This window comes from Burkholderia ubonensis subsp. mesacidophila, from assembly GCF_002097715.1.
Taxonomy (GTDB): domain Bacteria; phylum Pseudomonadota; class Gammaproteobacteria; order Burkholderiales; family Burkholderiaceae; genus Burkholderia; species Burkholderia mesacidophila.
Genome location: NZ_CP020737.1, coordinates 3,238,677 through 3,262,359, shown reverse-complemented (window position 1 = coordinate 3,262,359; position 23,683 = coordinate 3,238,677). Strand labels below are relative to the sequence as shown.

The window sequence follows — 23,683 nt, the reverse complement described above, 5'->3', positions numbered from 1 at the left end:
CGGTGCCCGAAACGTCGCGCACCGTTTTTTTCGGAGAGTTTCATGCCGCATTCGTCGTCGGGGGCGCCGGTCGATCCGGCCGCCTTCATTCACAGCCAGATCCGCACGGTGCCCGACTGGCCGCAGCCGGGCGTGCAGTTCCGCGACATCACGACGCTGCTGCAAAGCCCGAAGGCGCTGCGCGTGCTGGTCGACCTGTTCGTCGAGCGCTATGTCGACGCGAAGCTCGACTACGTCGCGGGCCTCGACGCGCGCGGCTTCATCATCGCGCCGATCGTCGCGTATGAGCTGAGCGTCGGCTTCGTGCCGATCCGCAAGGTCGGCAAACTGCCGTACAAGACGCAGCGCGAGTCGTACGACCTCGAATACGGCAGCGCGACCGTCGAGATCCACGAGGATGCGTGCCGGCCCGGCGACCGCGTGATCATCATGGACGACCTGATCGCGACCGGCGGCACGATGATGGCGGGGCGCAACCTGCTGCAGCGGCTCGGCGCGGTCGTCGTCGAGGGCGCGGCGATCATCGACCTGCCGGATCTCGGCGGCTCGGCGCTGCTGCGCAACGCGGGGCTGCCCGTCTACAACGTCACCGAATTCGCCGGCCACTGAGCGCCGGCTTACGCAGCGAGGTCAAGATGCCGAACTTCATGCTGTTTCTCGCCACGTCGATCGCGATCACGTTCGCGCCCGGCCCGGACAACCTTCAGGTGCTCGCGCGCGGCATCTCGCAGGGCCGCGCGGCCGGCCTCGTCGCGGCGCTCGGCTTCGCCGCCGGCGTGACGTTCCACACGACGCTCGCCGCGCTCGGCGTCGCGGCGGTGCTGCGCTCGTCGCCGGTCGCGTTCCAGATCCTGAAGCTCGCGGGCGCCGCGTACCTGATCTGGATCGGCATCAAGGCGCTGCGCAGCCAGGGCCTCGCGACCGCGCACACGCGCGCGCCGCAGCCGCTGCGGTCGATCTTCCGCCAGAGCGTGCTCGGCAACCTGATGAACCCGAAGGTGACGCTGTTCTTCGTCGTGTTCCTGCCGCAGTTCGTCGACGCCCACGGCGCGCAGAGCGTGACGCTGCAGATGTTCGAGCTGGGCGTGCTGTTCATGCTGCAGACGGCCGCGGTCTTCTCGCTGTTCGGCGTGTGCGCCGGCGCGATCGGCACGTGGCTGAAACGCCGGCCGAAGGCGGGCGTGTGGCTCGACCGGCTCGCCGGCGCGACGTTCATCGCGATCGGCATCCGTGTCGCGCTGAAGGACTGAAGGGGGCCGCATGACGTTTCCGTGCATCGCCGCCGCGCGCCGCTTCGATCCGGCCGCGCACCTGCGTTTCGTGATCGCTGGCTTGGCCGTAGGCTGGGTGCGGCGTTCGGACGCAGCGCGGCTGACCCGCTGGCCCGACGTGTTCGACCTGACGGACGACCGCGTCGTGCTGTCCGAGCGCTACGACACGGTCGACGCGCGCAGCATGGCGCTCGCGAGCGCGATCGGCGCGCTCGCGGCCGAAGGCGCGATCCCCGGCTGGCGCGACGAGATCTACGCGATCCGCAACCGCTTCGACGATCCGCCGCTCGCGTACATCGAGCGGGCCGCGTCGCGGTTCTTCGGCACGCAGACTTATGCGGTGCATCTGAATGGCATCGTAGAATATGCGGCTCGGCCGGGGGCGCCGGTTGCGCCGCAGATGTGGCTCGGCCGCCGCAGCGCGACCAAGGCGACCGACCCCGGCATGCTCGACAACGTCGTCGCGGGCGGCATCGGCTGGGGGCTCGGCGTTCACGAGACGCTGGCCAAGGAGTGCTGGGAGGAAGCCGGCATTCCGCCCGAACTGGCGGCGCGCGCGATCGCGGGCCGCGCGGTGCAGGTGCTCTGCTCGCTGCCGGAAGGCACGCAGTCCGAACTGCTGTTCGTCTACGACCTGCCGCTGCCGCGCGACTTCGCGCCGCACAACCAGGATGGCGAAGTCGCCGAGCACCTGCTGGCCGGCGTGCCCGAGGTGATCGGCTGGCTGCGGGACGGCGACGCGACGCTCGACGCGAGCCTCGCGATGCTCGACACGCTGCTGCGCCACCGCTGGCTCGCGGCGGATGACGCGGCGGGCATCGACGCGCTGTTCGCGCCGGCGGCCTGACGCGATGCGCGGCGCCGGCCGCGCGCCCGCTGCGCGCGCCTGTTGCACGCGCCTGTTGCACGCGCCACCATTTTCACGAATACGGAAACGAAGGGAGTACGGTCATGTCGGTCGATCACAGCTTTATCCTGAAACTGTCGTGCCCCGACCGGCACGGCATCGTCCACGCGGTCTCGGGCTTCCTGTTCGAGCGCGGCAGCAACATCATCGATTCGGCGCAGTTCGGCGACAGCCGCACCGGCGAATTCTTCATGCGCGTGCACTTCGACCAGAACGGCAGCGGCGCGGACGTCGCGGCGACGCTCGACGCGCTGCGCGCGCAGTTCGCGCCGCTCGCCGAGCAGTTCGCGATGCGCTGGGAGCTGCATGACGCGGCGGTGAAGCCGCGCGTCGTGATCATGGTGTCGAAGATCGGCCATTGCCTGAACGACCTGTTGTTCCGCTATCGCACGGGCCAGTTGCCGATCGAGATTCCGGCGATCGTGTCGAACCACAAGGATTTCTACCAGCTCGCCGCGAGCTACGACATCCCGTTCCATCACTTCCCGCTCGTCGGCGGCTCGACCGACGCCGCGAAGGCCGCGCAGGAGGCGCGCGTGCTGGAAGTGATCGACGAGCACCAGGCCGACCTCGTCGTGCTGGCGCGCTACATGCAGATCTTGTCGCCGAACCTGTGCGAACAGCTCGCCGGGCGCGCGATCAACATCCACCATTCGTTCCTGCCGAGCTTCAAGGGCGCGAAGCCGTACTACCAGGCGTTCGACCGCGGCGTGAAGCTGATCGGCGCGACTGCGCACTACGTGACGACCGACCTGGACGAAGGCCCGATCATCGAGCAGGAAGTGGAGCGCGTCGATCACAGCATGACGCCGGACCAGCTGACCGCGATCGGCCGCGACGTCGAGTGCGTGACGCTCGCGCGCGCGGTGAAGTGGCACGTCGAGCACCGGATCGTGCTGAACGGGACGAAGACGGTCGTGTTCCGCTGAGCCGCCGTTCTACTGAGCAGAAAACGAAACGCCGCGCCCTGCAAGGGGCGCGGCGTTTTTTCTGGCGGACCGAGCCGGGTCTTGCGCGTCAGATCAGCCGCAGCGTATGCAGCTCGCGTTTCACGTACGCATAGAAGATCGGCGCGGCGATCACGCCCGGCAGCCCGAACGCGGCTTCCATCACGAGCATCGCGAGCAGCAGCTCCCACGCGCGCGACTCGATCTGGCCGCCGATGATCTTCGCATTCAGGAAGTATTCGAGCTTGTGGATCACCACGAGGAACGCGAGCGACGCGATCGCGGTGCCCATGCTCACCGACAGCGACACCGCGACGATCAGCGTGTTCGAGATCAGGTTGCCGATCACCGGCAGCAGGCCGACGATGAACGTGACGAGCACGAGCGTCTTCGACAGCGGCAACTGCTGGTGGAAGATCGGCAGCGCGACGAGCAGGTAGATGCCCGTGAAGAACGCGTTGATCGCCGAGATCTTGATCTGCGCGAACACGATCCGGCGGAACGCGTCGGCGAAGCGCGACACGCGCGTGACGAGCGCGGTCGACAGCGGCCGGCGCACCTTGCCGTGCTCGACGCCGATCGCGATCATCGCGCCGATGATCATCCCGAACAGCACGTGGCCGAAGCCGCGCGCGACGCTCTTGCCGCTCTGCTGGAGCTGGTCCATGTGCGAGTGCATCAGCACGGCCGCCTTCGTCTTCATCTGCTCGACGTCGACGGGCAGCAGGTTCGCGATCCAGGCCGGCGTGCGCGCGCGGGTCTGCTCGACGATCTGCATCAGCTGGCCGAGCAGGCCCTGCAGGTTCGGCACCGCGTGCTCGAAGTGCTCGATGATGCCGATCGTGAGGCCCGTCAGCGCGCCGACGATCGCGACCGACAGCAGCACGACCGCGACCCAGCGCGCCCGCATGCTCGTCGTGTGCCGTTCGATCACGGGCGCGATCGTGTGGATCAGCTGGTAGACGAGCAGGCCGGCCAGCATGCCGCCGAGCAGCCTCAGCTCGAGGACGAGCCACATCGAGAGGAGCGCCAGCAGGTAGCTGCCGACCTCGATCGCCGACAGTTTCGGCAGGCTGAAGTCGCTCGTCAGCCGGACGCTGCGCAGGTGCGGTTCCTTGTTCTGCGCGTCGCTGGGCGACTCGTGTTGCTTCTCCATCGTGTTTTCCTGTGTCGGCTCGGCCGGAGTTGACGCTTTAGCGCTTTGTCGTGCGCCGTGCCGTGCGGGGTCCGGCCGGGCAGCGTCTGCCTTTCGCTGCACCGGATTGGTGCGGATGGCAAACCTTACGACCGTAAAGTATAGCCGCCATTATGGGCCGCAACCGGGCGTTTGGCGCAGGGTGTCACGCAGAAAGGGAAGCGGCGCCGAACGGCGGCCGGGGAGGGGGCGCGCGCGGCCGCCTAGCCGCGCGCGGTGCGGCGGGCTCAGCCCGCCGCGACTTTGCGGCTGGTGCGCCGGAGCAGCGGCGCGAGGTACTTGCCGGTGAAGCTCGCCTTCGTCTTCGCGACCTGCTCGGGCGTGCCCTGCGCGATGATCTGGCCGCCGCCGGCACCGCCTTCCGGGCCGAGGTCGATCACCCAGTCGGCCGTCTTGATCACGTCGAGGTTGTGCTCGATGATCACGACCGTGTTGCCCTGGTCGCGCAACCGGTGGATCACTTCGAGCAGCAGCGCGATGTCGTGGAAGTGCAGGCCGGTGGTCGGCTCGTCGAGGATGTACAGCGTGCGGCCCGTGTCGCGCTTGGACAGCTCGAGCGACAGCTTCACGCGCTGCGCCTCGCCGCCCGACAGCGTCGTCGCCGACTGGCCGAGGCGGATGTAGCCGAGGCCGACGTCGAGCAGCGTCTTCAGCTTGCGCGCGACGACGGGCACCGCGTTGAAGAACTCGTACGCATGCTCGACCGTCATGTCGAGCACTTCGCTGATGTTCTTGCCCTTGTACTGGACTTCGAGCGTCTCGCGGTTGTAGCGTTTGCCGTGGCAGACGTCGCACGGCACGTAGACGTCCGGCAGGAAGTGCATCTCGACCTTCAGCACGCCGTCGCCCTGGCACGACTCGCAGCGGCCGCCCTTCACGTTGAACGAGAAGCGGCCCGGATCGTAGCCGCGCTCCTTCGAGGTCGGCACGCCGGAGAACAGCTCGCGGATCGGCGTGAACAGGCCCGTGTAGGTGGCCGGGTTCGAGCGCGGCGTGCGGCCGATCGGCGACTGGTCGACGTTGATCACCTTGTCGAAATGCTCGAGGCCCTCGATCGCCTCGTGCGGCGCCGGCTCGGCCGACGAGCCGTACAGGTGGCGCGCGACCGCGTGATACAGCGTGTCGTTGATCAGCGTCGACTTGCCGGAGCCGGACACGCCGGTGATGCAGGTCAGGAGGCCGACCGGCAGCTCGAGGTCGACGTGCTTCAGGTTGTTGCCGTGCGCGTCGAGGATGCGCAGCATCCGCTCCGGCTCGGGCGAGATCCGCTCGTCCGGATACTCGATCGTGCGCTTGCCGACGAGGTACTGGCCGGTCAGCGACTGCGCGTTCGCCTGCACCTGCTTCGGCGTGCCTTCGGCGACCACCACGCCGCCGTGCTCGCCCGCGCCGGGGCCCATGTCGACCACGTAGTCGGCGGTGCGGATCATGTCCTCGTCGTGCTCGACGACGATCACCGAGTTGCCGAGGTCGCGCAGGTGCTTGAGCGTCGCGATCAGGCGGTCGTTGTCGCGCTGGTGCAGGCCGATCGACGGCTCGTCGAGCACGTACATCACGCCGGTGAGGCCCGAGCCGATCTGCGACGCGAGCCGGATGCGCTGCGCCTCGCCGCCCGACAGCGTTTCCGCGCTGCGCTCGAGCGACAGGTAGTCGAGGCCGACGTTGTTCAGGAAGGTCAGCCGCGCGACGATTTCCTTGATCACCTTGTCGGCGATCTCGCGCTTCGCGCCGTCGAGCGTCAGCGCGTCGAAGTAGCCGAGCGCGTCGCGCAGCGGCCAGCTGCTGACTTCGTAGATGGCGCGCGCGTAGTCGCCCGCGCCGAGCCGCACGTGGCGCGCCTCGCGGCGCAGGCGGGTGCCGTCGCACGCTGGGCACGGCTGGTTGTTCTGGTACTTCGACAGCTCCTCGCGCACCGCGACCGAGTCGGTCTCGCGGTAGCGGCGCTCCAGGTTCGGGATGATCCCCTCGAACACGTGCTCGCGGATCGTCGTGCGGCCGCGCTCGTTGATGTACGAGAACGGGATCGTCTGCTTGCCCGAGCCGTACAGCAGCACCTTCCTGATCTTCTCGGGGAGATCCTCGAACGCGGCGTCGATGTCGAATTCGTAGAACGCCGCGAGGCTCTGCAGCATCTGGAAGTAGAACTGGTTGCGCCGGTCCCAGCCCTTCACCGCGCCCGCGGCGAGCGACAGCGACGGGTGCGCGACGACCCGCTTCGGATCGAAGAACGTGATCTGGCCGAGGCCGTCGCATTCCGGGCACGCGCCCATCGGGTTGTTGAACGAGAACAGGCGCGGCTCGAGCTCCTGCAGCGAGTACGAGCAGATCGGGCACGCGAACTTCGAGCTGAACAGGTACTCCTTGTCGGTATCCATCTCGAGCGCGATCGCGCGGCCGTCGGCGAGGCGCAGCGCCGTCTCGAACGACTCGGCGAGGCGCTGCTTCATGTCCGGGCGCACCTTCAGGCGATCGACGACGACGTCGATCGTGTGCTTGTCGTTCTTCTTGAGCTTCGGCAGCGAGTCGACCTCGTAGATCTTCGCGACGCCTTCGTTCGCGGTGCCGCCGCCCGAGCGCACGCGAAAGCGCACGAAGCCCTGCGCCTGCATGTCCTCGAACAGGTCCGCGTGCTCGCCCTTGCGGTTCGCGACGACGGGCGCGAGGATCATCAGCTTGGTGTCCTCGGGCAGCGCGAGCGCCGCGTCGACCATCTGCGACACGCTCTGCGCTTCCAGCGGGATGTCGTGGTCCGGGCAATACGGCGTGCCGACCCGTGCGTACAAAAGTCGCAGGTAGTCGTGGATTTCGGTGACCGTGCCGACGGTCGAACGCGGGTTGTGCGACGTCGCCTTCTGCTCGATCGAGATCGCGGGCGACAGACCCTCGATCAGGTCGACGTCCGGTTTCTCCATCAGCTGCAGGAACTGGCGCGCGTACGCGGACAGGCTTTCGACGTAGCGGCGCTGCCCTTCCGCATAAAGGGTATCGAACGCGAGCGACGACTTGCCTGACCCGGACAGCCCGGTAATCACGATCAGCTTGTGGCGCGGCAGGTCGAGATTGACGTTTTTCAGGTTGTGGGTGCGCGCCCCACGGATGCGGATCTGTTCCATGAACCTGGCGAAAAGGAGGGGAACCAAACCTGCTACTATAACGGCTTTTCGAGACCGTCGTTCGGGGCTCCCGACTATTGCAGCAGCTGTCAGCAAGGCCGCCGCCCGCGCCGGGACGGCTGCCCGCCGCACGGCCTTGCGCGCGCCGGGGCGGCCTGCCGATGGCTCGCGTCGCACCCGGCCGCCCGCCCGGTGCCGACGGCCGTGATCTTCCGCCGCCCGCTGCCGGGCGGACATTCCGATCATTCGAAATTCACTCCCGATGTCCAATCCGTCCGCCACGTCTTCCCGCATGACTGCGCCCGAATTGCGCGCGACCACGTCGCTCGCCGCCATCTTCGCGCTGCGCATGCTCGGCCTGTTCATGATCATGCCGGTGTTCTCGGTCTACGCGAAAACCATTCCGGGCGGCGACAACGTGCTGCTCGTCGGCATCGCGCTCGGGGCCTACGGCGTCACGCAGTCGCTGCTCTACATCTTCTACGGCTGGGCGTCCGACAAGTTCGGCCGCAAGCCGGTGATCGCGACCGGCCTGCTGGTCTTCGCGATCGGCAGCTTCGTCGCCGCGTTCGCGCACGACATCACGTGGATCATCGTCGGCCGCGTGATCCAGGGGATGGGCGCGGTGTCGTCCGCGGTGCTCGCGTTCATCGCGGACCTGACGTCCGAGCAGAACCGCACGAAGGCGATGGCGATGGTCGGCGGCTCGATCGGCGTGTCGTTCGCGGTCGCGATCGTCGGCGCGCCGATCGTGTTCCACTGGGTCGGGATGAACGGGCTGTTCGCGCTCGTCGGCGTGCTGTCGATCCTCGCGATCGGCGTCGTGCTGTGGGTCGTGCCGAATGCGGCGAAGCCCGTGCACGTGCCCGCGCCGTTCGCCGAGGTGCTGCACAACGGCGAGCTGCTGCGCCTCAATTTCGGCGTGCTCGTGCTGCATGCAACGCAGACCGCGCTGTTCCTCGTCGTGCCGCGCCTGCTCGTCGACGGCGGGCTGCCGGTCGCGTCGCACTGGAAGGTCTACCTGCCGGTGATGGGGCTCGCGTTCGTGATGATGGTGCCGGCGATCATCGTCGCGGAAAAACGGGGCAAGATGAAACCCGTGCTGCTCGGCGGCATCCTCGCTATCCTGATCGGCCAATTGCTGCTGGGCAGCACGCCGCATACCATCCTGATTGTGGCTGCGGTGCTGTTCGTCTATTTCCTCGGATTCAACATCCTGGAAGCGTCGCAGCCGTCGCTGGTCTCGAAGCTCGCGCCGGGCTCGCGCAAGGGCGCGGCCACCGGCGTGTACAACACGACGCAATCGATCGGGCTCGCGCTCGGCGGCGTCGTGGGCGGGTGGCTGCTCAAGCATGGCGGCGCGAACACGGTGTTCTACGCGTGCTCGGGCCTCGTGGCCGCGTGGCTTATAATCGCGGCCAGCATGAAAGCGCCGCCGCGCAAGGCCTGACCCCTTATCCGGGCTCGCATCGGCGGGGCTTGCCGGGCTGCCCGGCGGGCCGGCTCGACGTGATTCGCGAGCGGCCCGGCATCGAATTTATTGGAGAAACACATGGCATCCGTCAACAAGGTCATCCTCGTCGGCAATCTCGGCGCCGATCCTGAAGTCCGTTACCTGCCGAGCGGCGACGCGGTTGCGAACATCCGTCTCGCGACGACCGACCGTTACAAGGACAAGGCGAGCGGCGAGTTCAAGGAAATGACCGAGTGGCATCGCGTCGCGTTCTTCGGCCGCCTCGCGGAAATCGTCAACGAATACCTGAAGAAGGGTTCGTCGGTGTATATCGAAGGCCGCATCCGCACCCGCAAGTGGCAAGGCCAGGACGGCCAGGACCGTTACTCGACAGAAATCGTCGCTGACCAGATGCAGATGCTCGGCGGCCGCGGCGGTTCGGGCGGCGGCGGTGGTGGTGACGAAGGCGGTTACGGTGGTGGCTATGGCGGCGGTGGCGGCCGTGGCGAGCAGATGGAGCGTGGCGGTGGCGGCGGTGGTCGTGCCGGCGGCGCGGCCCGCGGCGGTAGCGGTGGCGGCGCACCGAGCCGTCCGAGCGCGCCGGCCGGCGGCGGGTTCGACGAGATGGATGACGATATTCCGTTCTGACGATCAGCTTCTGCTTCACATAAACAAAAAGCCCATAACCCTCGTGGTTACGGGCTTTTTGTTTGGCTTTACGATTCTCTATCGTGCCGGCATTACATCTTGTGCTGCCCGCGGCCCAAGGCGGTGACGACCCCCTTCTTGTTGAAGCGCACGGTGAGGTTGTCTTCCTGAAACGACTTGCCGAGCATATTCGCGATCGGGACGAAGGCGATGGCATTGGTCTTGACCGTCTGGTACGTCCAGACCTGTGAGCCATTTTCTTCAAGCTGGACCTCGCCCGGCTTGCCGAGTGTCCTTTCGACGTCCTGTGTCGTCGACTTGCCTACTCGAATGGACGAGATTTTCTGTTCGTCGGTAATCGACGTGCTGCCGGTGGCGCATCCGCCCAATGCCAGGCCGGCCGCGGCGGCGACAAGCACGCTTGCAACAATTTTTTTCATGCGATTTGGTCTTTTGCTTTGCAGAGTTGTTCTTGTTAATTGGCGGTATGCTTCGATTCGGCTCGAATGCTCGCCGTCCGTAGATATCGGCAGCGGGCGGTGAAACTTTATTTGGCCTGCGTGATGTAATCGAGGTTCTGAATCCCGAGGTCTTCCATGTCAGCGCCATATCTCGACCCCGTGCTGTTCATCGATGATGGCGAGGCCTATGGCCTCGACTGCAAGCGGTTTCCTTACCTCTACAACAATCAGGGCCGATGCGAGCAGTACGCGGAGCCTCGGGGCAGCGAGATCGCGCTTGCGCCTGAAGACCCGCAGTTGGACATGGGCGCCAAGTACGCCGGCATCGGCTGGCGCGAGAAGCGGATTCCGACGCGTGACGGCGGGTACATGATCAAGGAATTCGATTTCCACGCCGAGCTCGTCGAGTACCAGCCGCTCTGGGCCACGCAGGCCACGGCACAGGCCTTCGGCATGACCTTGCTGCGCGCCGGCGAGTGCATCCGTTTCCAATACGACGGGCTCGTATGTGGGCAATACACCTATGGTCAATGGGCAAGCTATCAGTCGCCGTATCTCGAGCTCGGACGCCGGCGCGAATTGCTGACCTACAACCCGACAGACCTCGAATACCACGACTTTCCGCATGTGTTCTTTTCGCGTCATCGCAGCTTGCCGCTGGTCATCAGCGTTGCCCGCTGGCGGCCGTACGCGCACGAGATCAGTCTGGCGGACTTGTGGCTCGCACCCGGCGATGCGCTGGTCTTGCCGCCGCAACGTTTCCCCGAGCCGCTTGCTCCGGGCGCGTCGAAGCATGACGCGTGGATGGCGGTCGCCAATTTGCACGGCAATCGCAATTCGGCGTTGGCGTGCCGGTTCCAGGGCGGCGAGAACAGGTTGCTGACCGAGACGATCCTCGGCAATGCGGCGCTGATGCAGGCCCCGGCCACGCGCCCGCATTACCACGAGGAGCAAACGCCGACGCGACACACGGAGCCGGCGCGCACCGGTGCACGGCCTGCGCCATGATTGCCGATTTATGCTCAATTCATCGCTCCGTTTCTTGATCTGAAGCAAGAAACGCGAGATCCGTTCCGGCGCGGACCCATTCGCGATCCGCGACGATCGCGATCGATTCGCAACGATTCCGTCATGTTGCGCACCGATACTGGCGAGAAGCGCGCAACGCCGGGCAGGTTGATTCACGCCATGACGAATGCCGCGCCGTCCGGCCTGACGTGGATCAACATCCGTCTCTCCGGAGCCCGCAATAATCGACCTGTCAGTACACCGCATCGAAATTCAGCACGTAAAAGATGCAGATCGAATCCGCCTTTGCAACGGCGATTCGACTTCTTCAAATGACCAGGGTCTGCCGAAAAGACCGGAAACGAGATCCCCATGAGCCATTTCCTTGACCGGCTGCGCTACTTCACGACCACAAGACCTCAGTACTCCGATGGACACGGCGTCGTCACCGACGAGGACCGGAAATGGGAGGACGGCTATCGAAAACGCTGGCAGCACGACAAGATCGTCCGGTCGACCCATGGCGTGAACTGCACGGGCTCGTGCTCGTGGAAGGTCTACGTGAAGGGCGGCATCGTCACGTGGGAGACCCAGCAGACCGACTATCCGCGCACGCGCGCCGACATGCCGAACCATGAGCCGCGCGGCTGCTCGCGCGGCGCGTCGTACTCGTGGTACCTGTACAGCGCGAACCGTCTCAAGTATCCGCTCGTGCGCAGCGCGCTCGTGAAGCTGTGGCGCGAGCGCCGCAAGACGCTCGGCCCCGTCGACGCATGGCGCGCGATCGTCGAGGACGACGACGCGCGGCGTTCGTACCAGAGCCGGCGCGGGCTCGGCGGGTTCGTGCGCGCGAGCTGGGACGAAGTGAACGAGATCGTCGCCGCCGCAAACGTTTACACGGTGAAGCGGCACGGCCCCGACCGCGTGGTCGGCTTCTCGCCGATTCCGGCGATGTCGATGGTGTCGTACGCGGCCGGCTCGCGCTACCTGTCGCTGATCGGCGGTGTGTGCCTCAGCTTCTACGACTGGTATTGCGACCTGCCGCCGGCGTCGCCGCAGACCTGGGGCGAGCAGACCGACGTGCCCGAATCGGCCGACTGGTACAACTCGACATTCATCATGATGTGGGGCTCCAACGTCCCGCAGACGCGTACCCCGGACGCGCACTTCCTCGTCGAGGCGCGCTATCGCGGCACGAAGGTCGTGTCGGTGTTCCCCGATTACTCGGAAGGCGCGAAGTTCGGCGATTTGTGGCTGCATCCGAAGCAGGGCACCGACGCGGCGCTCGCGCTCGCGATGGGGCACGTGATTCTCAAGGAGTTTCATTTAGCCGGGAAAAGCGACTACTTCGTCGATTACTGCAAGCGCTACACGGACATGCCGTGCCTCGTGCGGCTCGTGCCGCACGGCGACGGCTACGTGCCCGAGCGGCTCGTGCGCGCATCCGACTTCGACGATGCGCTCGGCGAGGCCGCGCTGCCGGAATGGAAGAGCGTGATGATCGACGACGCGACCGGCGAATTCGTCGTGCCGGTCGGCTCGGTCGGGTTCCGCTGGGGGCAGCAAAACGAAGCCGACAAGGGCAAGTGGAACCTGCGCGCCGAGACGTCGAAGGGCGCGGCGCTCGCGCCGCGGCTGTCGTGCACGGCCGCGCACGACGAAGTCGTCGACGTGCTGTTCCCGTATTTCGGCAACCAGCCGCACGCGCACTTCAACCACACGCCGCACCAGTCGGAACTGTCGCGCCGGATCGGCGTGCGCCGCGTCGCGACGCGCGACGGCGAGATGCTGGTCGCGACCGTCTACGACCTGTTCGTCGCGAACTACGGGCTCGACCAGGGCCTGGGCGGGCGCGACGTCGCGACGAGCTACGACGACGACCTGCCGTACACGCCCGCGTGGCAGGAAGCGATCACCGGCGTGAAGCGCGCCGACGTGATCTCGGTCGCGCGGCAGTTCGCGGAGAACGCGCACAAGACGCAGGGCAAGTCGATGGTGATCATCGGCGCGGGGATCAACCACTGGTTCCACATGGACATGTCGTACCGCGCGATCATCAACATGCTGATCATGTGCGGCTGCGTCGGTAAGCCGGGCGGCGGCTGGTCGCACTACGTCGGGCAGGAGAAGCTGCGCCCGCAGACGGGCTGGACGGCGCTCGCGTTCGCGCTCGACTGGAACCGCCCGCCGCGCCAGATGAACGCGACGTCGTTCTTCTACGCGCACACGGACCAGTGGCGCTACGACACGATGGACCCGTCCGCGCTGCTGTCGCCGCTCGCGGACAAGACGCAGTTCCACGGTTCGCCGATCGACTACAACGTGCGCGCGGAGCGGATGGGCTGGCTGCCGTCCGCGCCGCAGCTCGGCACGAACCCGCTGCAGGTCGGCGCGCAGCTCGCCGACCCGGCGCGCGCGGGCGCAGATGTCGCGCAGCAGCTGAAGGCGGGCACGCTGAAGATGGCGTGCGAGGACCCCGACGCACCCGAGAGCTTCCCGCGCAACCTGTTCGTGTGGCGCTCGAACCTGCTCGGCTCGTCCGGCAAGGGGCATGAATATTTCCTGAAGCACCTGCTCGGCACGACGCACGGCGTGCAGGGCGAGGATCTCGGCGCGACGGGCGGGGCGCGTCCGGAAGAAGTCACGTGGCGCGACGACGCGCCGCGCGGCAAGCTCGACCTGCTCGTCACGCTCGACTTCCGGATGTCGACGACCTGCATGTACTCGGACGTCGTGCTGCCGACCGCGACGTGGTACGAGAAGGACGACATGAACACGTCCGATATGCATCCGTTCATCCATCCGCTATCGGCGGCGGTCGATCCGGCATGGCAGTCGAAGAGCGACTGGGAGATCTTCAAGGGGATCGCGAAGCGCTTCTCGGAACTGTGCGACGGGCAGCTCGGCGTCGAGCGCGACGTCGTGCTCGCGCCGATCGCGCACGACACGCCGGCCGAGCTCGCGCAGCCGTTCGACGTGCGCGACTGGAAGCGCGGCGAGTGCGAGCCGGTGCCGGGCCGCACGATGCCGGCGGTGACGGTGGTCGAGCGCGACTATCCGAACACCTACCGGCGCTTCACGTCGCTGGGGCCGTTGATGGACAAGCTCGGCAACGGCGGCAAGGGGATCGGCTGGGATACGAAGGACGAGGTGAAGTTGCTCGGCGAGCTGAACTATCGCGTGAGCGAAGATGGGGCGACGCAGGGCCGCCCGCGCATCGACACGGCGCTCGACGCGGCCGAGGTGATCCTGTCGCTCGCGCCGGAGACCAACGGCGAAGTCGCGGTGAAGGCGTGGCGCGCGCTGTCGGGCATCACGGGCATCGACCACACGCACCTGGCCGCCGCGCGCGCGGACGAGAAGATCCGCTTCCGCGACATCCAGGCGCAGCCGCGCAAGATCATCTCGTCGCCGACCTGGAGCGGGATCGAATCGGAGCACGTGTCGTACAACGCGGGCTACGTGAACGTGCATGAGCTGGTGCCGTGGCGCACGCTGTCGGGCCGCCAGCAGCTCTACCAGGACCACCCGTGGATGCGCGCGTTCGGCGAATCGCTGTGCGTGTACAAGCCGCCGATCGATACGGGCAGCTACGCGCACATGCTCGGCAAGCGCTCGAACGGCAACCCGGAGCGCGTGCTCAACTTCCTCACGCCGCACCAGAAGTGGGGGATACACAGCACGTACACGGACAACCTGCTGATGCTGACGCTGTCGCGCGGCGGGCCGATCGTGTGGATGTCGGAGGATGACGCGAAGGCGATCGGCATCGCCGATAACGACTGGATCGAATGCTTTAACTCGAACGGCGCGCTGTGCGCACGGGCGGTCGTGAGCCAGCGGATTCCGGCCGGGATGGTGATGATGTATCACGCGCAGGAGAAGATCGTGAACACGCCGGGCTCGGAGATCACCGGCACGCGCGGCGGCATTCACAACTCGGTGACGCGCGTCGCGCTCAAGCCGACGCACATGATCGGCGGCTACGCGCAGCTGTCGTACGGCTTCAATTACTACGGGACGGTCGGCTCGAATCGCGACGAGTTCCTGATCGTGCGGAAGATGAACAGGATCGACTGGCTCGACGGCGAAGCCGACGGAGCCGCAACACCGAGCGTTCGCGCGGGAGAAACGTCATGAAGGTACGCGCACAGATCGCGATGGTGCTGAACCTCGACAAGTGCATCGGCTGCCATACCTGCTCGGTGACCTGCAAGAACGTGTGGACGAGCCGCGACGGGATGGAATACGCGTGGTTCAACAACGTCGAGACGAAGCCGGGCATCGGCTATCCGAAGGACTGGGAGAACCAGGCGCGCTGGCGCGGCGGCTGGAAGCGGCGCGCGGACGGCAAGATCGAGCCGCGGCTCGGCAGCAAGTGGCGGCTGCTCGCGCAGATCTTCGCGAACCCGCACCTGCCGGAGATCGACGACTACTACGAGCCGTTCACGTTCGACTACGCGCACCTGCAGGAAGCGGGCGACGCGCGCGCGATGCCGGTTGCGCGGCCGCGCTCGCTGGTGAGCGGCCAGCGGCTCGAGAAGATCGAGTGGGGCCCGAACTGGGAAGAAATCCTCGGCGGCGAATTCGAGAAGCGCGCGAAGGACGCCAACTTCGAGGCGGTGCAGAAGGAGATCTACGGGCAGTTCGAGAACACCTTCATGATGTACCTGCCGCGCCTGTGCGAGCACTGCCTGAACCCGGCGTGCGTCGCGTCGTGCCCGTCCGGCTCGATCTACAAGCGCGAGGAGGACGGCATCGTGCTGATCGACCAGGACAAGTGCCGCGGCTGGCGCATGTGCGTGTCCGGATGCCCGTACAAGAAGATCTACTACAACTGGCAGAGCGGCAAGGCGGAGAAGTGCATCTTCTGCTATCCGCGCATCGAGGCGGGCCAGCCGACCGTGTGCTCGGAAACCTGCGTCGGGCGCATCCGCTATCTGGGCGTGCTGCTGTACGACGCGGACCGGATCGGCGAAGCGGCGAGCGCGGAGAACGAAACCGACCTGTATGAAGCGCAACTGTCGCTGTTCCTCGACCCGAACGATCCCGCCGTGATCGCGCAGGCGGAACGCGACGGCGTGCCGGCCGCATGGCTCGACGCCGCGCGGCGCTCGCCGGCGTACAAGATGGCGATCGACTGGAAGATCGCGTTCCCGCTTCATCCCGAATACCGGACGCTGCCGATGGTCTGGTACGTGCCGCCGCTGTCGCCGATCAACGCGGCCGCGAACAGCGGCGCGCTCGGGATGAACGGCTACCTGCCGGACGTCGAGTCGCTGCGGATTCCGCTGCGCTACCTCGCGAACCTGCTGACGGCGGGCGACGAGGCGCCGGTGAAGCTTGCGCTCGAACGGCTGCTCGCGATGCGCGGCTTCATGCGCGCGCGCCACGTCGACGGCGTCGATGCGCGGGGCGTGCTGGACCAGGTCGGCCTGTCGCTCGCGCAGGTCGAGGAGATGTACCGCTATCTCGCGATCGCGAACTACGAGGACCGTTTCGTGGTCCCGACCACGCACCGCGAATACGCGGAAAACGCCTACGACCTGCGCGCGTCGTGCGGCTTCTCGTTCGGCAACGGCTGCTCGGACGGCCGCTCCGAGGCGAGCCTGTTCAGCCCGCGAAAGGGCAGGAAGACGATTCCGATCCGGGGGGCATCCTGATGAGCGCGGCAACCGATCCGACCTATGCGGCGCTGTCCGCGCTGCTCGACTATCCCGACGACGCGCTGCTCGATGCGCTGGATTCGATCGAGGCGCATCTGCGCGACCGCGCGCAGTTGCCGAAGCCGGCGCGCGCCGGGCTCGAACGGTTCTTCGCGTACCTGCGCGAGCGCGACCTGCTGACGCTGCAGGAAAACTACGTCGCGCTGTTCGATCGCGGCCGCGCGACGTCGCTGCATCTGTTCGAGCACGTGCACGGCGAATCGCGCGACCGCGGCCAGGCGATGGTCGACCTGCTGCAGATGTACGAGCGGCAAGGCCTGTACCTGCAGCCCGGCGAGCTGCCCGATCACCTGCCGGTGCTGCTCGAGTACCTGTCGCGGCTGCCCGCGCCGGACGCGCGCGGCCTGCTCGGCGAGACGGGCGAGATCCTGCGCGCGCTCGCCGCGCAGCTCGCGAAGCGCGGCAGCCACTACGGGTTCGTCGTCGGCGCGCTGCTGCCGCTCGCCGGCATTGCACCGGTCGATGCGCCGGACGAGCCGTGCGATGACGCGGCGGCCGAACGGCCCGGCGCCGCCGATTACCGCGCGCTCGACGCCGCGTATGCGGACGAGGCGGTGCGCTTCGTCGGCGCTACAACACCTGCGCCCGCCGAGGAGCCGGTGCGCTTCTACGACCAACGGCCCGCCCGCCGCGCGTAACTGCCGTGCCGCGGCGCATCCGGCCCACCAGGGGAAAGCCATGAACGACTACCTGCATCAATTCCTGTTCGGACTCTATCCGTACATCTGTCTCGCCGTGCTGCTGGTCGGCAGCCTGATCCGCTTCGACCGCGAGCAGTACACATGGAAGAGCGATTCGTCGCAGCTGCTGCGGCACGGCGCGCTGCGGCTCGGCAGCAACCTGTTCCACTGGGGCGTGCTTGTCGTCGTGCTCGGGCACTTCGGCGGCTTTCTCGCGCCGCACTGGCTCGTGTCGCCGTTCCTGTCGGCGTCGGGGCACCAGCTCGTCGCGATGATCGCGGGCGGCGCGGCCGGCGTCGCGGGGATCATCGGCCTGACGATCCTGATCGCGCGGCGGCTCGGCGACCCGCGCATCCGGCACAACAGCCGCAAGTCGGACATCCTGATCGTGCTGATGCTGTGGGTGCAGCTCGCACTCGGGCTCGGCACCGTCGTGCTGTCGACGCGCCACATGGACGGCGCGATGTTCGAGCAGCTCACCGACTACGTGAAGGGCGTCGTCACGTTCCGGCCGGACATTGCGAGCCTGCTGGTCGGCGTGCCGCTGACCTACCGGCTGCACATCCTGCTCGGCTTCACGATCTTCCTCGTGTCGCCGTTCACGCGGATGGTCCACATCTGGAGCGGGATCGCGTCGATCGCGTACCTGATCCGGCCGTATCAGCTCGTGCGCAAGCGCTGAGGGGGACGCATGAACGCCTTGATGGAAACCGTGCTGCCGCCGCTGAGCGTCAATGGCATCGCGATCGGCGACGACGCGATCGAAGCCGAGCGCGCGCATCACGGCGACGCGCCGGACCCGCTCGACGCCGCGCGGCGCGCACTCGTCGTACGCGAGCTGCTGCGCCAGCGCGCGGTCGCGCTCGCGCTGGTCGCCGACGGCGCGCCGCTCGACGATGCCGCGCTCGACGCGCTGCTCGAACGCGAGCTGACGCACCTGCCCCAGCCCGATCGTGCGGACTGCGAACGCTATTACGCGCAGCACCCGGCGCGGTTCCGGCGCAACGACATCGTCTATGCGAGCCACATCCTGTTCGCGGTGACGGACCGCGTGCCGCTCGCGCCGCTGCGCGGCCGTGCGGAAGCGGCGCTGGCGGGCGTGCTCGCGGCGCCGGAGACATTCGAGGCGGTCGCGCGCGCATCGTCGAACTGCCCGTCGGCGACGCTCGGCGGCAGCCTCGGGCAACTGCTGCGCGGCGACTCGGTGCCCGAATTCGAAGCGGCGCTGTTCGAAACGGACGCGCTCGGCGTGCTGCCGCGCCTCGTCAACACGCGCTACGGCTTTCACATCGTGCGCATCGAGCGCCGCGTGGCCGGCGACGCCGTGCCGTTCGACGAAGTCGACACGCGCATCGCCGCGTTCCTCGCGGAACGCGTGCGGCGCAACGCGATGCGGCAGTACGTGGCGATTCTCGCGGGCGGCGCGCGCGTCGAAGGCATCGCGCTCGACGGTGCGAACGGGCCGCTCGTTCAATGAAACGGAGTGTGATGAATGGCAACTCACAGTGATACCGGCGCGCTTGCGAACACGCAGGCGGTGCCGTTGCGCGCATGGTCGGTGCTCGCCGCGAGCACGCTCGCGTTCATGGTGTGCTTCGTCGTGTGGATGATGTTCGGCGTGCTCGGCGTGCAGCTGCGCACCGATCTCGGCCTGAACGGCACGGAGTTCGGGCTGCTGACGTCGACGCCGGTGCTCACCGGCGCGCTGATGCGCCTGCCGCTCGGCACCTGGACCGACCGCTTCGGCGGGCGCATCGTGATGACGGTGCTGCTCGTCGTCTGCGCGGTGCCGGTCTACATCGTCAGCTATGCGACGCAGCTCTGGCAGTTCCTCGTAATCGGCCTGTTCCTCGGCTGCGTCGGCGCGTCGTTCGCGGTCGGCACGCCGTACGTCGCGCGCTTCTTCCCGCCGCAGCGGCGCGGCCTCGCGATGGGCGTGTTCGGCGCGGGCACGTCTGGAGCTGCGGTCAACCTGTTCGTCACGCCGCTGCTGCTCTCCGCATACGGCTGGCGCTTCGTGCCGCGCGTCTATGCGGTCGCGCTGCTCGTCACGGCCGTGATCTTCTGGTTCGCGTCGGCGCCGGATCCGGGCGCGGGCAAGCGGGGCGGCTCGTGGCTCGATGCGTTCAAGGTGCTGCGCGACCCGCGCGTGTGGCGGCTGTGCCAGTACTACTCGATCACGTTCGGCGGCTTCACCGCGCTGTCGCTGTGGATTCCTCAGTACCTGAAGGCCGAATACGGGATGACGCTCGTCGCGGCGTCGGCGTTCGCCGCCGGCTTCTCGCTGCCGGGCTCGGTGCTGCGCGCGCTCGGCGGCGCGCTGTCCGACCGCTTCGGCGCGCACGCGGTCACGTGGTGGGGTTTGTGGGTCGCGTGGATCTGCCTGTTCGTGCTGTCGTATCCGGCGACCGACTTCGTGATCCACACGATCGACGGCACCGCCGCGCTGCATCTCGCGATGCCGCTCGCGGGCTTTGTCGCGATCGCGTTCGTGCTCGGCGCGGTGTTCGCGCTCGGGATGGCGTCGACCTTCAAGTACGTCGCCGACGATTTCCCGGACAACATGGGCGTCGTGACCGGCATCGTCGGGCTCGCGGGCGGCCTCGGCGGGTTCCTGCTGCCGATCCTGTTCGGCATGCTGCTCGACCTGCTGCGCGTGCGGACCACCTGCTTCATGTTCCTGTACGGGATCGTCTGGGTGTCGCTGATCCTGATCTACCTGTCGGAAGTGCGCCGCAAGCCGATCATCGCGTGACGACGCCGAGGTACTGATGGCGCGTTGATCGCGCACCGTTTTTCCCGCCCCGGCCGCGCTTCGTCGCGGCCGGGGCATTTGTGGCGCGTCACGACGCCGCCACGAATGTTCGGCTATGCTGGCTCCTTTGGCGCTTCGATCGAGAGGGGACCATGCGGCGTGTCGTGTTCAACCAGAAGGGCGGCGTAGGCAAATCGACGATCGTCTGCAATCTCGCCGCGATCAGCGCGAGCGAAGGGCTGCGCACGCTGGTGATCGATCTGGACGCGCAGGCGAACTCGACCCAGTACCTGCTCGGCGAGCGCGCCGCGGACACCGCGCCGACCGTCGCCGACTTCTTCGAAACCGCGCTGACGTTCAACTTCCGGCCGGTCGACGCAGCGTCGTACATCCATCCGACCCCGTTCGAGAACCTCGACGTGATGCCCGCGCATCCGGATCTCGATGCGCTGCACGGCAAGCTCGAATCCCGCTACAAGATCTACAAGCTGCGCGACGCGCTGAACGAGCTCGACGCGTATGACGCGGTCTACATCGACACACCGCCCGCGCTCAATTTCTACACGCGGTCCGCGCTGATCGCGGTCGAGCGCTGCCTGATCCCGTTCGACTGCGACGACTTCTCGCGCCGCGCGCTGTACACGCTGCTCGAGAACGTGAAGGAGATCCAGCAGGACCACAACGCGGGGCTCGAAGTCGAAGGGATCGTGATCAACCAGTTCCAGCCGCGCGCGAGCCTGCCGCAGCAGCTCGTCGACGAACTCGTCGGCGAAGGGCTGCCCGTGCTCGCGTCGCGGCTGTCGTCGTCGGTGAAGATCCGCGAATCACATCAGCGTGCGACCCCCGTCATTCATCTCGAACCGGGCCACAAGCTCGCGCTGGAATTCCGCGCGCTGCACCAGGAACTGGCCGGCTGACGCCGCCGCCGCGCTGCCCTGATCCCCGTCATTCCGCGTCCGCGCACTCGTGCGCGGCGCCCGCTCTCGCCATTTCTCGTTGCAGGGGCAAGGCGTCCCGCCTTATTCCGGTTTTTGGAAAATAATCGTGAAAACGATTTTGATGGAAATCAGAAAAAACGATTTCATCGTGCGGGATTCATCTGTAAAAGATCGGTGTATGAGCGCGCACTAATTTACATTCGTCATAATAATTAGAGCGTAAATCTTGCTCGATAGTTTTGCGAAAAATGTGTAAAAAAGTGAAAATCGTTTTCAGGCGGGCGTTTGCGACATGTCCCTGAAATAAATTGCCGCCCGACCCGATTGGCGGGGCTGTTTACGAATCAGGGTTTGTCCGTAGTATTGATGCCATTCGATTGACAATTAATCGTCGTAGAGTGGACACTCTAAACTTCGCGCAATCAATGTATGATGTGCGATAAATAAGAAACCGAACGAAATGTTCGGTATTTGTCCTTCTTACATAAACTCTCGCATTGTAAACAGGAGCGTGCCCGATGTCCTTTTTTGCCCCCGAGAAGCTTATTGCCGATTATCAATCCGGCGTCGCTGCCTGGTTTGCCGTCGCTCATCCGGCGCTGCGCGGTTACGAGGCCGTGGTCGACCTCAACCTGCAGGCGACCAAGGCCGCGCTGACGGAATACGAAGACAGCCTGAAGGGCGCCTTCAGCGGCACCAGCCCGGCCGACTTCATCACGCATCAACTGGGCGCGTCGCAGCAGACGGTCACCAAGGCGGCGTCGTATGGCCGTCATCTGCTCGACATCGCGACGGCGACCCAGGCCGAGTGGGCGAAGGTTGCGCAAGCGCAGTACGAGCAGAACGACAAGCGCCTGAAGGACGCGATCAGCGAGCTGACGAAGCACGCGCCGGCCGGTACGGCGCCGGTGGTGGCCGCCTTCAGCTCGGCGCTGTCGGCGGCCAGCGCGGCGGCGGAATCGGTGCGCGCGGCGACGGGCCAGGTGATCGAGGCGGCGCAGAACGGCCTCGACGCCGTCGGCGCATCCGCGCGCAACGGCAAGCCGGCGGCGGGCGGCGCACGCAAGGACGCGGGCGCGCGCGAAACGGCGGCCTGAGTTCGCGTCGCGCGCTCGCGCGACGCATCGATGACGCGACCCGCTGCCGGACGCCGCGTGTGCCACGCGGAGCCTGACGGCGAGGTTCGCCGGCCGCCGTGCCGCGTAGCGGCCGCCGGCCCGTGCAAGGTGCCGCGCCGACGCCCGGTGCGGATCTTGCGGCAACCGATGCCGGTCCGGCGCACGCCGGCGGCACAACAGCAATGTGACTCTGATGCAGGAATCGAACATGACGGATGTGGTGATCGTATCGGCCGCGCGAACCGCGGTCGGCAAATTCGGCGGCACGCTCGCGAAGATCGCGGCGCCGGAGCTGGGCGCGACGGTGATCCGCGCGGTGCTGGAGCGCGCCGGCGTGAAGCCGGAGCAGGTGAGCGAAGTGATCCTGGGCCAGGTGCTGGCGGCCGGCTCGGGCCAGAACCCGGCGCGCCAGTCGCTGATCAAGGCCGGGCTGCCGAGCGCGGTGCCGGGGATGACGATCAACAAGGTGTGCGGGTCGGGCCTGAAGGCGGTGATGCTGGCGGCGAACGCGATCATTGCCGGCGAGGCGGACATCGTGATCGCGGGCGGGCAGGAGAACATGAGCGCGGCGCCGCACGTGCTGCCGGGCTCGCGCGACGGGTTCCGGATGGGCGACGCGAAGCTGGTCGACACGATGATCGTAGACGGGCTGTGGGACGTGTACAACCAGTACCACATGGGAATCACGGCGGAGAACGTCGCGAAGGAATACGGGATCACGCGCGAGGAGCAGGACGCATTTGCGGCGCTGTCGCAGAACAAGGCGGAAGCGGCGCAGAAGGCGGGCCGCTTTAACGACGAGATCGTGCCGGTGGCGATCCCGCAGAAGAAGGGTGAGCCGCTGCAGTTCGCGACCGACGAGTTCGTGCGTCACGGCGTGACGGCGGACGCGCTGGCGGGGCTGAAGCCGGCGTTCGCGAAGGACGGCACGGTGACGGCGGCGAACGCGTCGGGGCTCAACGACGGCGCGGCGGCGGTGCTGGTGATGTCGGCGCAGAAGGCGGCGGCGCTGGGTCTCACGCCGCTGGCGCGGATCAAGGCGTACGCGAACGCGGGCGTGGACCCGAGCGTGATGGGGATGGGCCCGGTGCCGGCGTCGCGGCGGTGCCTGGAGCGCGCGGGCTGGACGCCGGGCGACCTGGACCTGATGGAGATCAACGAGGCGTTCGCGGCGCAGGCGCTGGCGGTGCACAAGCAGATGGGCTGGGACACGTCGAAGGTGAACGTGAACGGCGGGGCGATCGCGATCGGTCATCCGATCGGGGCGTCGGGCTGCCGGATCCTGGTGACGCTGCTGCACGAGATGGTCAAGCGCGACGCGAAGCGCGGGCTGGCGTCGCTGTGCATCGGCGGCGGGATGGGCGTCGCGCTCGCGGTCGAGCGCGGTTGAGCGGTTTGTGAAGATACGGCGCCGTCGCGGTGCAGGCCTGCACCACGGCGGCGCGTGACGGCTTGCGCGCCGG

At 67.0% G+C, this 23,683-nt stretch carries 20 protein-coding genes; 17 read left to right on the top strand and 3 right to left on the bottom strand.

Translation table 11 applies throughout. The annotated features are described in order from the left end of the window. Nucleotides 1–42 precede the first annotated feature (42 nt). From B7P44_RS15310 to purU, 4 genes are all read left to right on the top strand, one after another. A complete protein-coding gene (locus B7P44_RS15310; RefSeq protein WP_084905536.1) occupies nucleotides 43–609 on the top strand; it encodes an adenine phosphoribosyltransferase in 567 nt (188 codons plus the stop codon). A gap of 26 nt (nucleotides 610–635) precedes the next feature. Further along, nucleotides 636–1,250 carry a LysE family translocator gene (locus B7P44_RS15305; RefSeq protein ID WP_084905534.1) on the top strand — a complete coding sequence of 205 codons (615 nt, stop codon included), beginning with the start codon at nucleotides 636–638 and terminating at the stop codon, nucleotides 1,248–1,250. Nucleotides 1,251–1,260: 10 nt separating this feature from the next. Further along, nucleotides 1,261–2,118, top strand: a complete 858-nt coding sequence (locus tag B7P44_RS15300) for an NUDIX hydrolase (RefSeq protein ID WP_084905532.1) — start codon at nucleotides 1,261–1,263, stop codon at nucleotides 2,116–2,118. A gap of 104 nt (nucleotides 2,119–2,222) precedes the next feature. Continuing rightward, a complete protein-coding gene (gene purU / locus B7P44_RS15295) occupies nucleotides 2,223–3,107 on the top strand; it encodes a formyltetrahydrofolate deformylase (RefSeq protein ID WP_084905530.1) in 885 nt (294 codons plus the stop codon). An 88-nt stretch (nucleotides 3,108–3,195) separates the two neighbouring features. Here purU and B7P44_RS15290 read toward each other — a convergent pair whose 3' ends face one another. Beyond that, on the bottom strand, nucleotides 3,196–4,281 hold the full coding sequence (locus B7P44_RS15290) for an AI-2E family transporter (RefSeq protein ID WP_084905528.1): 1,086 nt from the start codon (nucleotides 4,279–4,281) through the stop codon (nucleotides 3,196–3,198). Nucleotides 4,282–4,547: 266 nt separating this feature from the next. Next, nucleotides 4,548–7,433 (bottom strand): excinuclease ABC subunit UvrA, encoded by a 2,886-nt coding sequence (uvrA, locus tag B7P44_RS15285; protein ID WP_084905526.1) that lies wholly within the window; start codon nucleotides 7,431–7,433, stop codon nucleotides 4,548–4,550. Between the two features lie 262 nt (nucleotides 7,434–7,695). Here uvrA and B7P44_RS15275 point away from each other — a divergent pair, with 262 nt between their 5' ends. Next, entirely contained in the window at nucleotides 7,696–8,883 is a 1,188-nt protein-coding gene (locus tag B7P44_RS15275; RefSeq protein WP_084905524.1) for an MFS transporter, read from the top strand. 102 nt (nucleotides 8,884–8,985) lie between these two features. Further along, a complete protein-coding gene (locus tag B7P44_RS15270; protein WP_084905522.1) occupies nucleotides 8,986–9,534 on the top strand; it encodes a single-stranded DNA-binding protein in 549 nt (182 codons plus the stop codon). 92 nt (nucleotides 9,535–9,626) lie between these two features. On the opposite strand, the gene bamE is transcribed toward B7P44_RS15270, so the two are convergent. Next, nucleotides 9,627–9,974, bottom strand: coding sequence for an outer membrane protein assembly factor BamE domain-containing protein (bamE, locus tag B7P44_RS15265; protein ID WP_084905520.1), 348 nt, complete (start codon nucleotides 9,972–9,974; stop codon nucleotides 9,627–9,629). A 156-nt stretch (nucleotides 9,975–10,130) separates the two neighbouring features. On the opposite strand from bamE, the gene B7P44_RS15260 reads away from it, so the two are divergent. The 11 genes from B7P44_RS15260 to B7P44_RS15215 all read left to right on the top strand — a co-directional run bounded on the left by B7P44_RS15260 (nucleotide 10,131) and on the right by B7P44_RS15215 (nucleotide 23,610). Next, complete coding sequence (locus B7P44_RS15260; RefSeq protein WP_084905518.1) at nucleotides 10,131–11,003, top strand: hypothetical protein; 873 nt, start codon at nucleotides 10,131–10,133, stop codon at nucleotides 11,001–11,003. Nucleotides 11,004–11,126: 123 nt separating this feature from the next. After that, nucleotides 11,127–11,339: a hypothetical protein gene (locus B7P44_RS36355; RefSeq protein ID WP_133117964.1), complete on the top strand. Its 213-nt coding sequence runs from the start codon at nucleotides 11,127–11,129 to the stop codon at nucleotides 11,337–11,339. Nucleotides 11,340–11,375: 36 nt separating this feature from the next. Next, nucleotides 11,376–15,143, top strand: a complete 3,768-nt coding sequence (locus B7P44_RS15255) for a nitrate reductase subunit alpha (RefSeq protein ID WP_084905517.1) — start codon at nucleotides 11,376–11,378, stop codon at nucleotides 15,141–15,143. Further along, nucleotides 15,140–16,666, top strand: coding sequence for a nitrate reductase subunit beta (narH, locus tag B7P44_RS15250; RefSeq protein WP_084905515.1), 1,527 nt, complete (start codon nucleotides 15,140–15,142; stop codon nucleotides 16,664–16,666). Before B7P44_RS15255 ends, narH begins: the two co-directional genes overlap by 4 nt. Next, nucleotides 16,666–17,367: a nitrate reductase molybdenum cofactor assembly chaperone gene (gene narJ, locus B7P44_RS15245; protein ID WP_084905513.1), complete on the top strand. Its 702-nt coding sequence runs from the start codon at nucleotides 16,666–16,668 to the stop codon at nucleotides 17,365–17,367. Before narH ends, narJ begins: the two co-directional genes overlap by 1 nt. A 40-nt stretch (nucleotides 17,368–17,407) precedes the next feature. Further along, nucleotides 17,408–18,091 (top strand): respiratory nitrate reductase subunit gamma, encoded by a 684-nt coding sequence (gene narI, locus B7P44_RS15240; RefSeq protein ID WP_084905511.1) that lies wholly within the window; start codon nucleotides 17,408–17,410, stop codon nucleotides 18,089–18,091. A gap of 9 nt (nucleotides 18,092–18,100) precedes the next feature. Next, a complete protein-coding gene (locus B7P44_RS15235) occupies nucleotides 18,101–18,886 on the top strand; it encodes a peptidylprolyl isomerase (protein WP_084905509.1) in 786 nt (261 codons plus the stop codon). Between the two features lie 15 nt (nucleotides 18,887–18,901). Then, entirely contained in the window at nucleotides 18,902–20,164 is a 1,263-nt protein-coding gene (locus B7P44_RS15230) for an MFS transporter (RefSeq protein ID WP_084905507.1), read from the top strand. Between the two features lie 152 nt (nucleotides 20,165–20,316). Next, nucleotides 20,317–21,081, top strand: coding sequence for a ParA family protein (locus B7P44_RS15225; RefSeq protein ID WP_084905505.1), 765 nt, complete (start codon nucleotides 20,317–20,319; stop codon nucleotides 21,079–21,081). Between the two features lie 539 nt (nucleotides 21,082–21,620). Further along, the gene (phaP, locus tag B7P44_RS15220) at nucleotides 21,621–22,199 is read left to right on the top strand and encodes a TIGR01841 family phasin (RefSeq protein WP_084905503.1); all 579 of its coding nucleotides are present in this window, start codon (nucleotides 21,621–21,623) and stop codon (nucleotides 22,197–22,199) included. Nucleotides 22,200–22,428: 229 nt separating this feature from the next. Beyond that, on the top strand, nucleotides 22,429–23,610 hold the full coding sequence (locus B7P44_RS15215) for an acetyl-CoA C-acetyltransferase (protein WP_084905501.1): 1,182 nt from the start codon (nucleotides 22,429–22,431) through the stop codon (nucleotides 23,608–23,610). The last annotated feature ends 73 nt before the right edge of the window (nucleotides 23,611–23,683 follow it).

What these genes read in the sequence shown, in the direction of transcription:
- B7P44_RS15235 (WP_084905509.1), top strand. Translation starts at nt 18,101, where the DNA reads ATGAACGCCTTGATGGAAACCGTGCTGCCGCCGCTGAGCGTCAATGGC.
- narJ (WP_084905513.1), top strand. Translation starts at nt 16,666, where the DNA reads ATGAGCGCGGCAACCGATCCGACCTATGCGGCGCTGTCCGCGCTGCTC.
- B7P44_RS15305 (WP_084905534.1), top strand. Translation starts at nt 636, where the DNA reads ATGCCGAACTTCATGCTGTTTCTCGCCACGTCGATCGCGATCACGTTC.
- purU (WP_084905530.1), top strand. Translation starts at nt 2,223, where the DNA reads ATGTCGGTCGATCACAGCTTTATCCTGAAACTGTCGTGCCCCGACCGG.
- B7P44_RS15290 (WP_084905528.1), bottom strand. Translation starts at nt 4,281, where the DNA reads ATGGAGAAGCAACACGAGTCGCCCAGCGACGCGCAGAACAAGGAACCG.
- B7P44_RS15255 (WP_084905517.1), top strand. Translation starts at nt 11,376, where the DNA reads ATGAGCCATTTCCTTGACCGGCTGCGCTACTTCACGACCACAAGACCT.
- B7P44_RS15225 (WP_084905505.1), top strand. Translation starts at nt 20,317, where the DNA reads ATGCGGCGTGTCGTGTTCAACCAGAAGGGCGGCGTAGGCAAATCGACG.
- B7P44_RS15270 (WP_084905522.1), top strand. Translation starts at nt 8,986, where the DNA reads ATGGCATCCGTCAACAAGGTCATCCTCGTCGGCAATCTCGGCGCCGAT.
- B7P44_RS15215 (WP_084905501.1), top strand. Translation starts at nt 22,429, where the DNA reads ATGACGGATGTGGTGATCGTATCGGCCGCGCGAACCGCGGTCGGCAAA.
- B7P44_RS15275 (WP_084905524.1), top strand. Translation starts at nt 7,696, where the DNA reads ATGTCCAATCCGTCCGCCACGTCTTCCCGCATGACTGCGCCCGAATTG.
- narH (WP_084905515.1), top strand. Translation starts at nt 15,140, where the DNA reads ATGAAGGTACGCGCACAGATCGCGATGGTGCTGAACCTCGACAAGTGC.
- B7P44_RS15310 (WP_084905536.1), top strand. Translation starts at nt 43, where the DNA reads ATGCCGCATTCGTCGTCGGGGGCGCCGGTCGATCCGGCCGCCTTCATT.
- B7P44_RS36355 (WP_133117964.1), top strand. Translation starts at nt 11,127, where the DNA reads ATGTTGCGCACCGATACTGGCGAGAAGCGCGCAACGCCGGGCAGGTTG.
- uvrA (WP_084905526.1), bottom strand. Translation starts at nt 7,433, where the DNA reads ATGGAACAGATCCGCATCCGTGGGGCGCGCACCCACAACCTGAAAAAC.
- B7P44_RS15300 (WP_084905532.1), top strand. Translation starts at nt 1,261, where the DNA reads ATGACGTTTCCGTGCATCGCCGCCGCGCGCCGCTTCGATCCGGCCGCG.
- B7P44_RS15230 (WP_084905507.1), top strand. Translation starts at nt 18,902, where the DNA reads ATGGCAACTCACAGTGATACCGGCGCGCTTGCGAACACGCAGGCGGTG.
- phaP (WP_084905503.1), top strand. Translation starts at nt 21,621, where the DNA reads ATGTCCTTTTTTGCCCCCGAGAAGCTTATTGCCGATTATCAATCCGGC.
- narI (WP_084905511.1), top strand. Translation starts at nt 17,408, where the DNA reads ATGAACGACTACCTGCATCAATTCCTGTTCGGACTCTATCCGTACATC.
- bamE (WP_084905520.1), bottom strand. Translation starts at nt 9,974, where the DNA reads ATGAAAAAAATTGTTGCAAGCGTGCTTGTCGCCGCCGCGGCCGGCCTG.
- B7P44_RS15260 (WP_084905518.1), top strand. Translation starts at nt 10,131, where the DNA reads ATGTCAGCGCCATATCTCGACCCCGTGCTGTTCATCGATGATGGCGAG.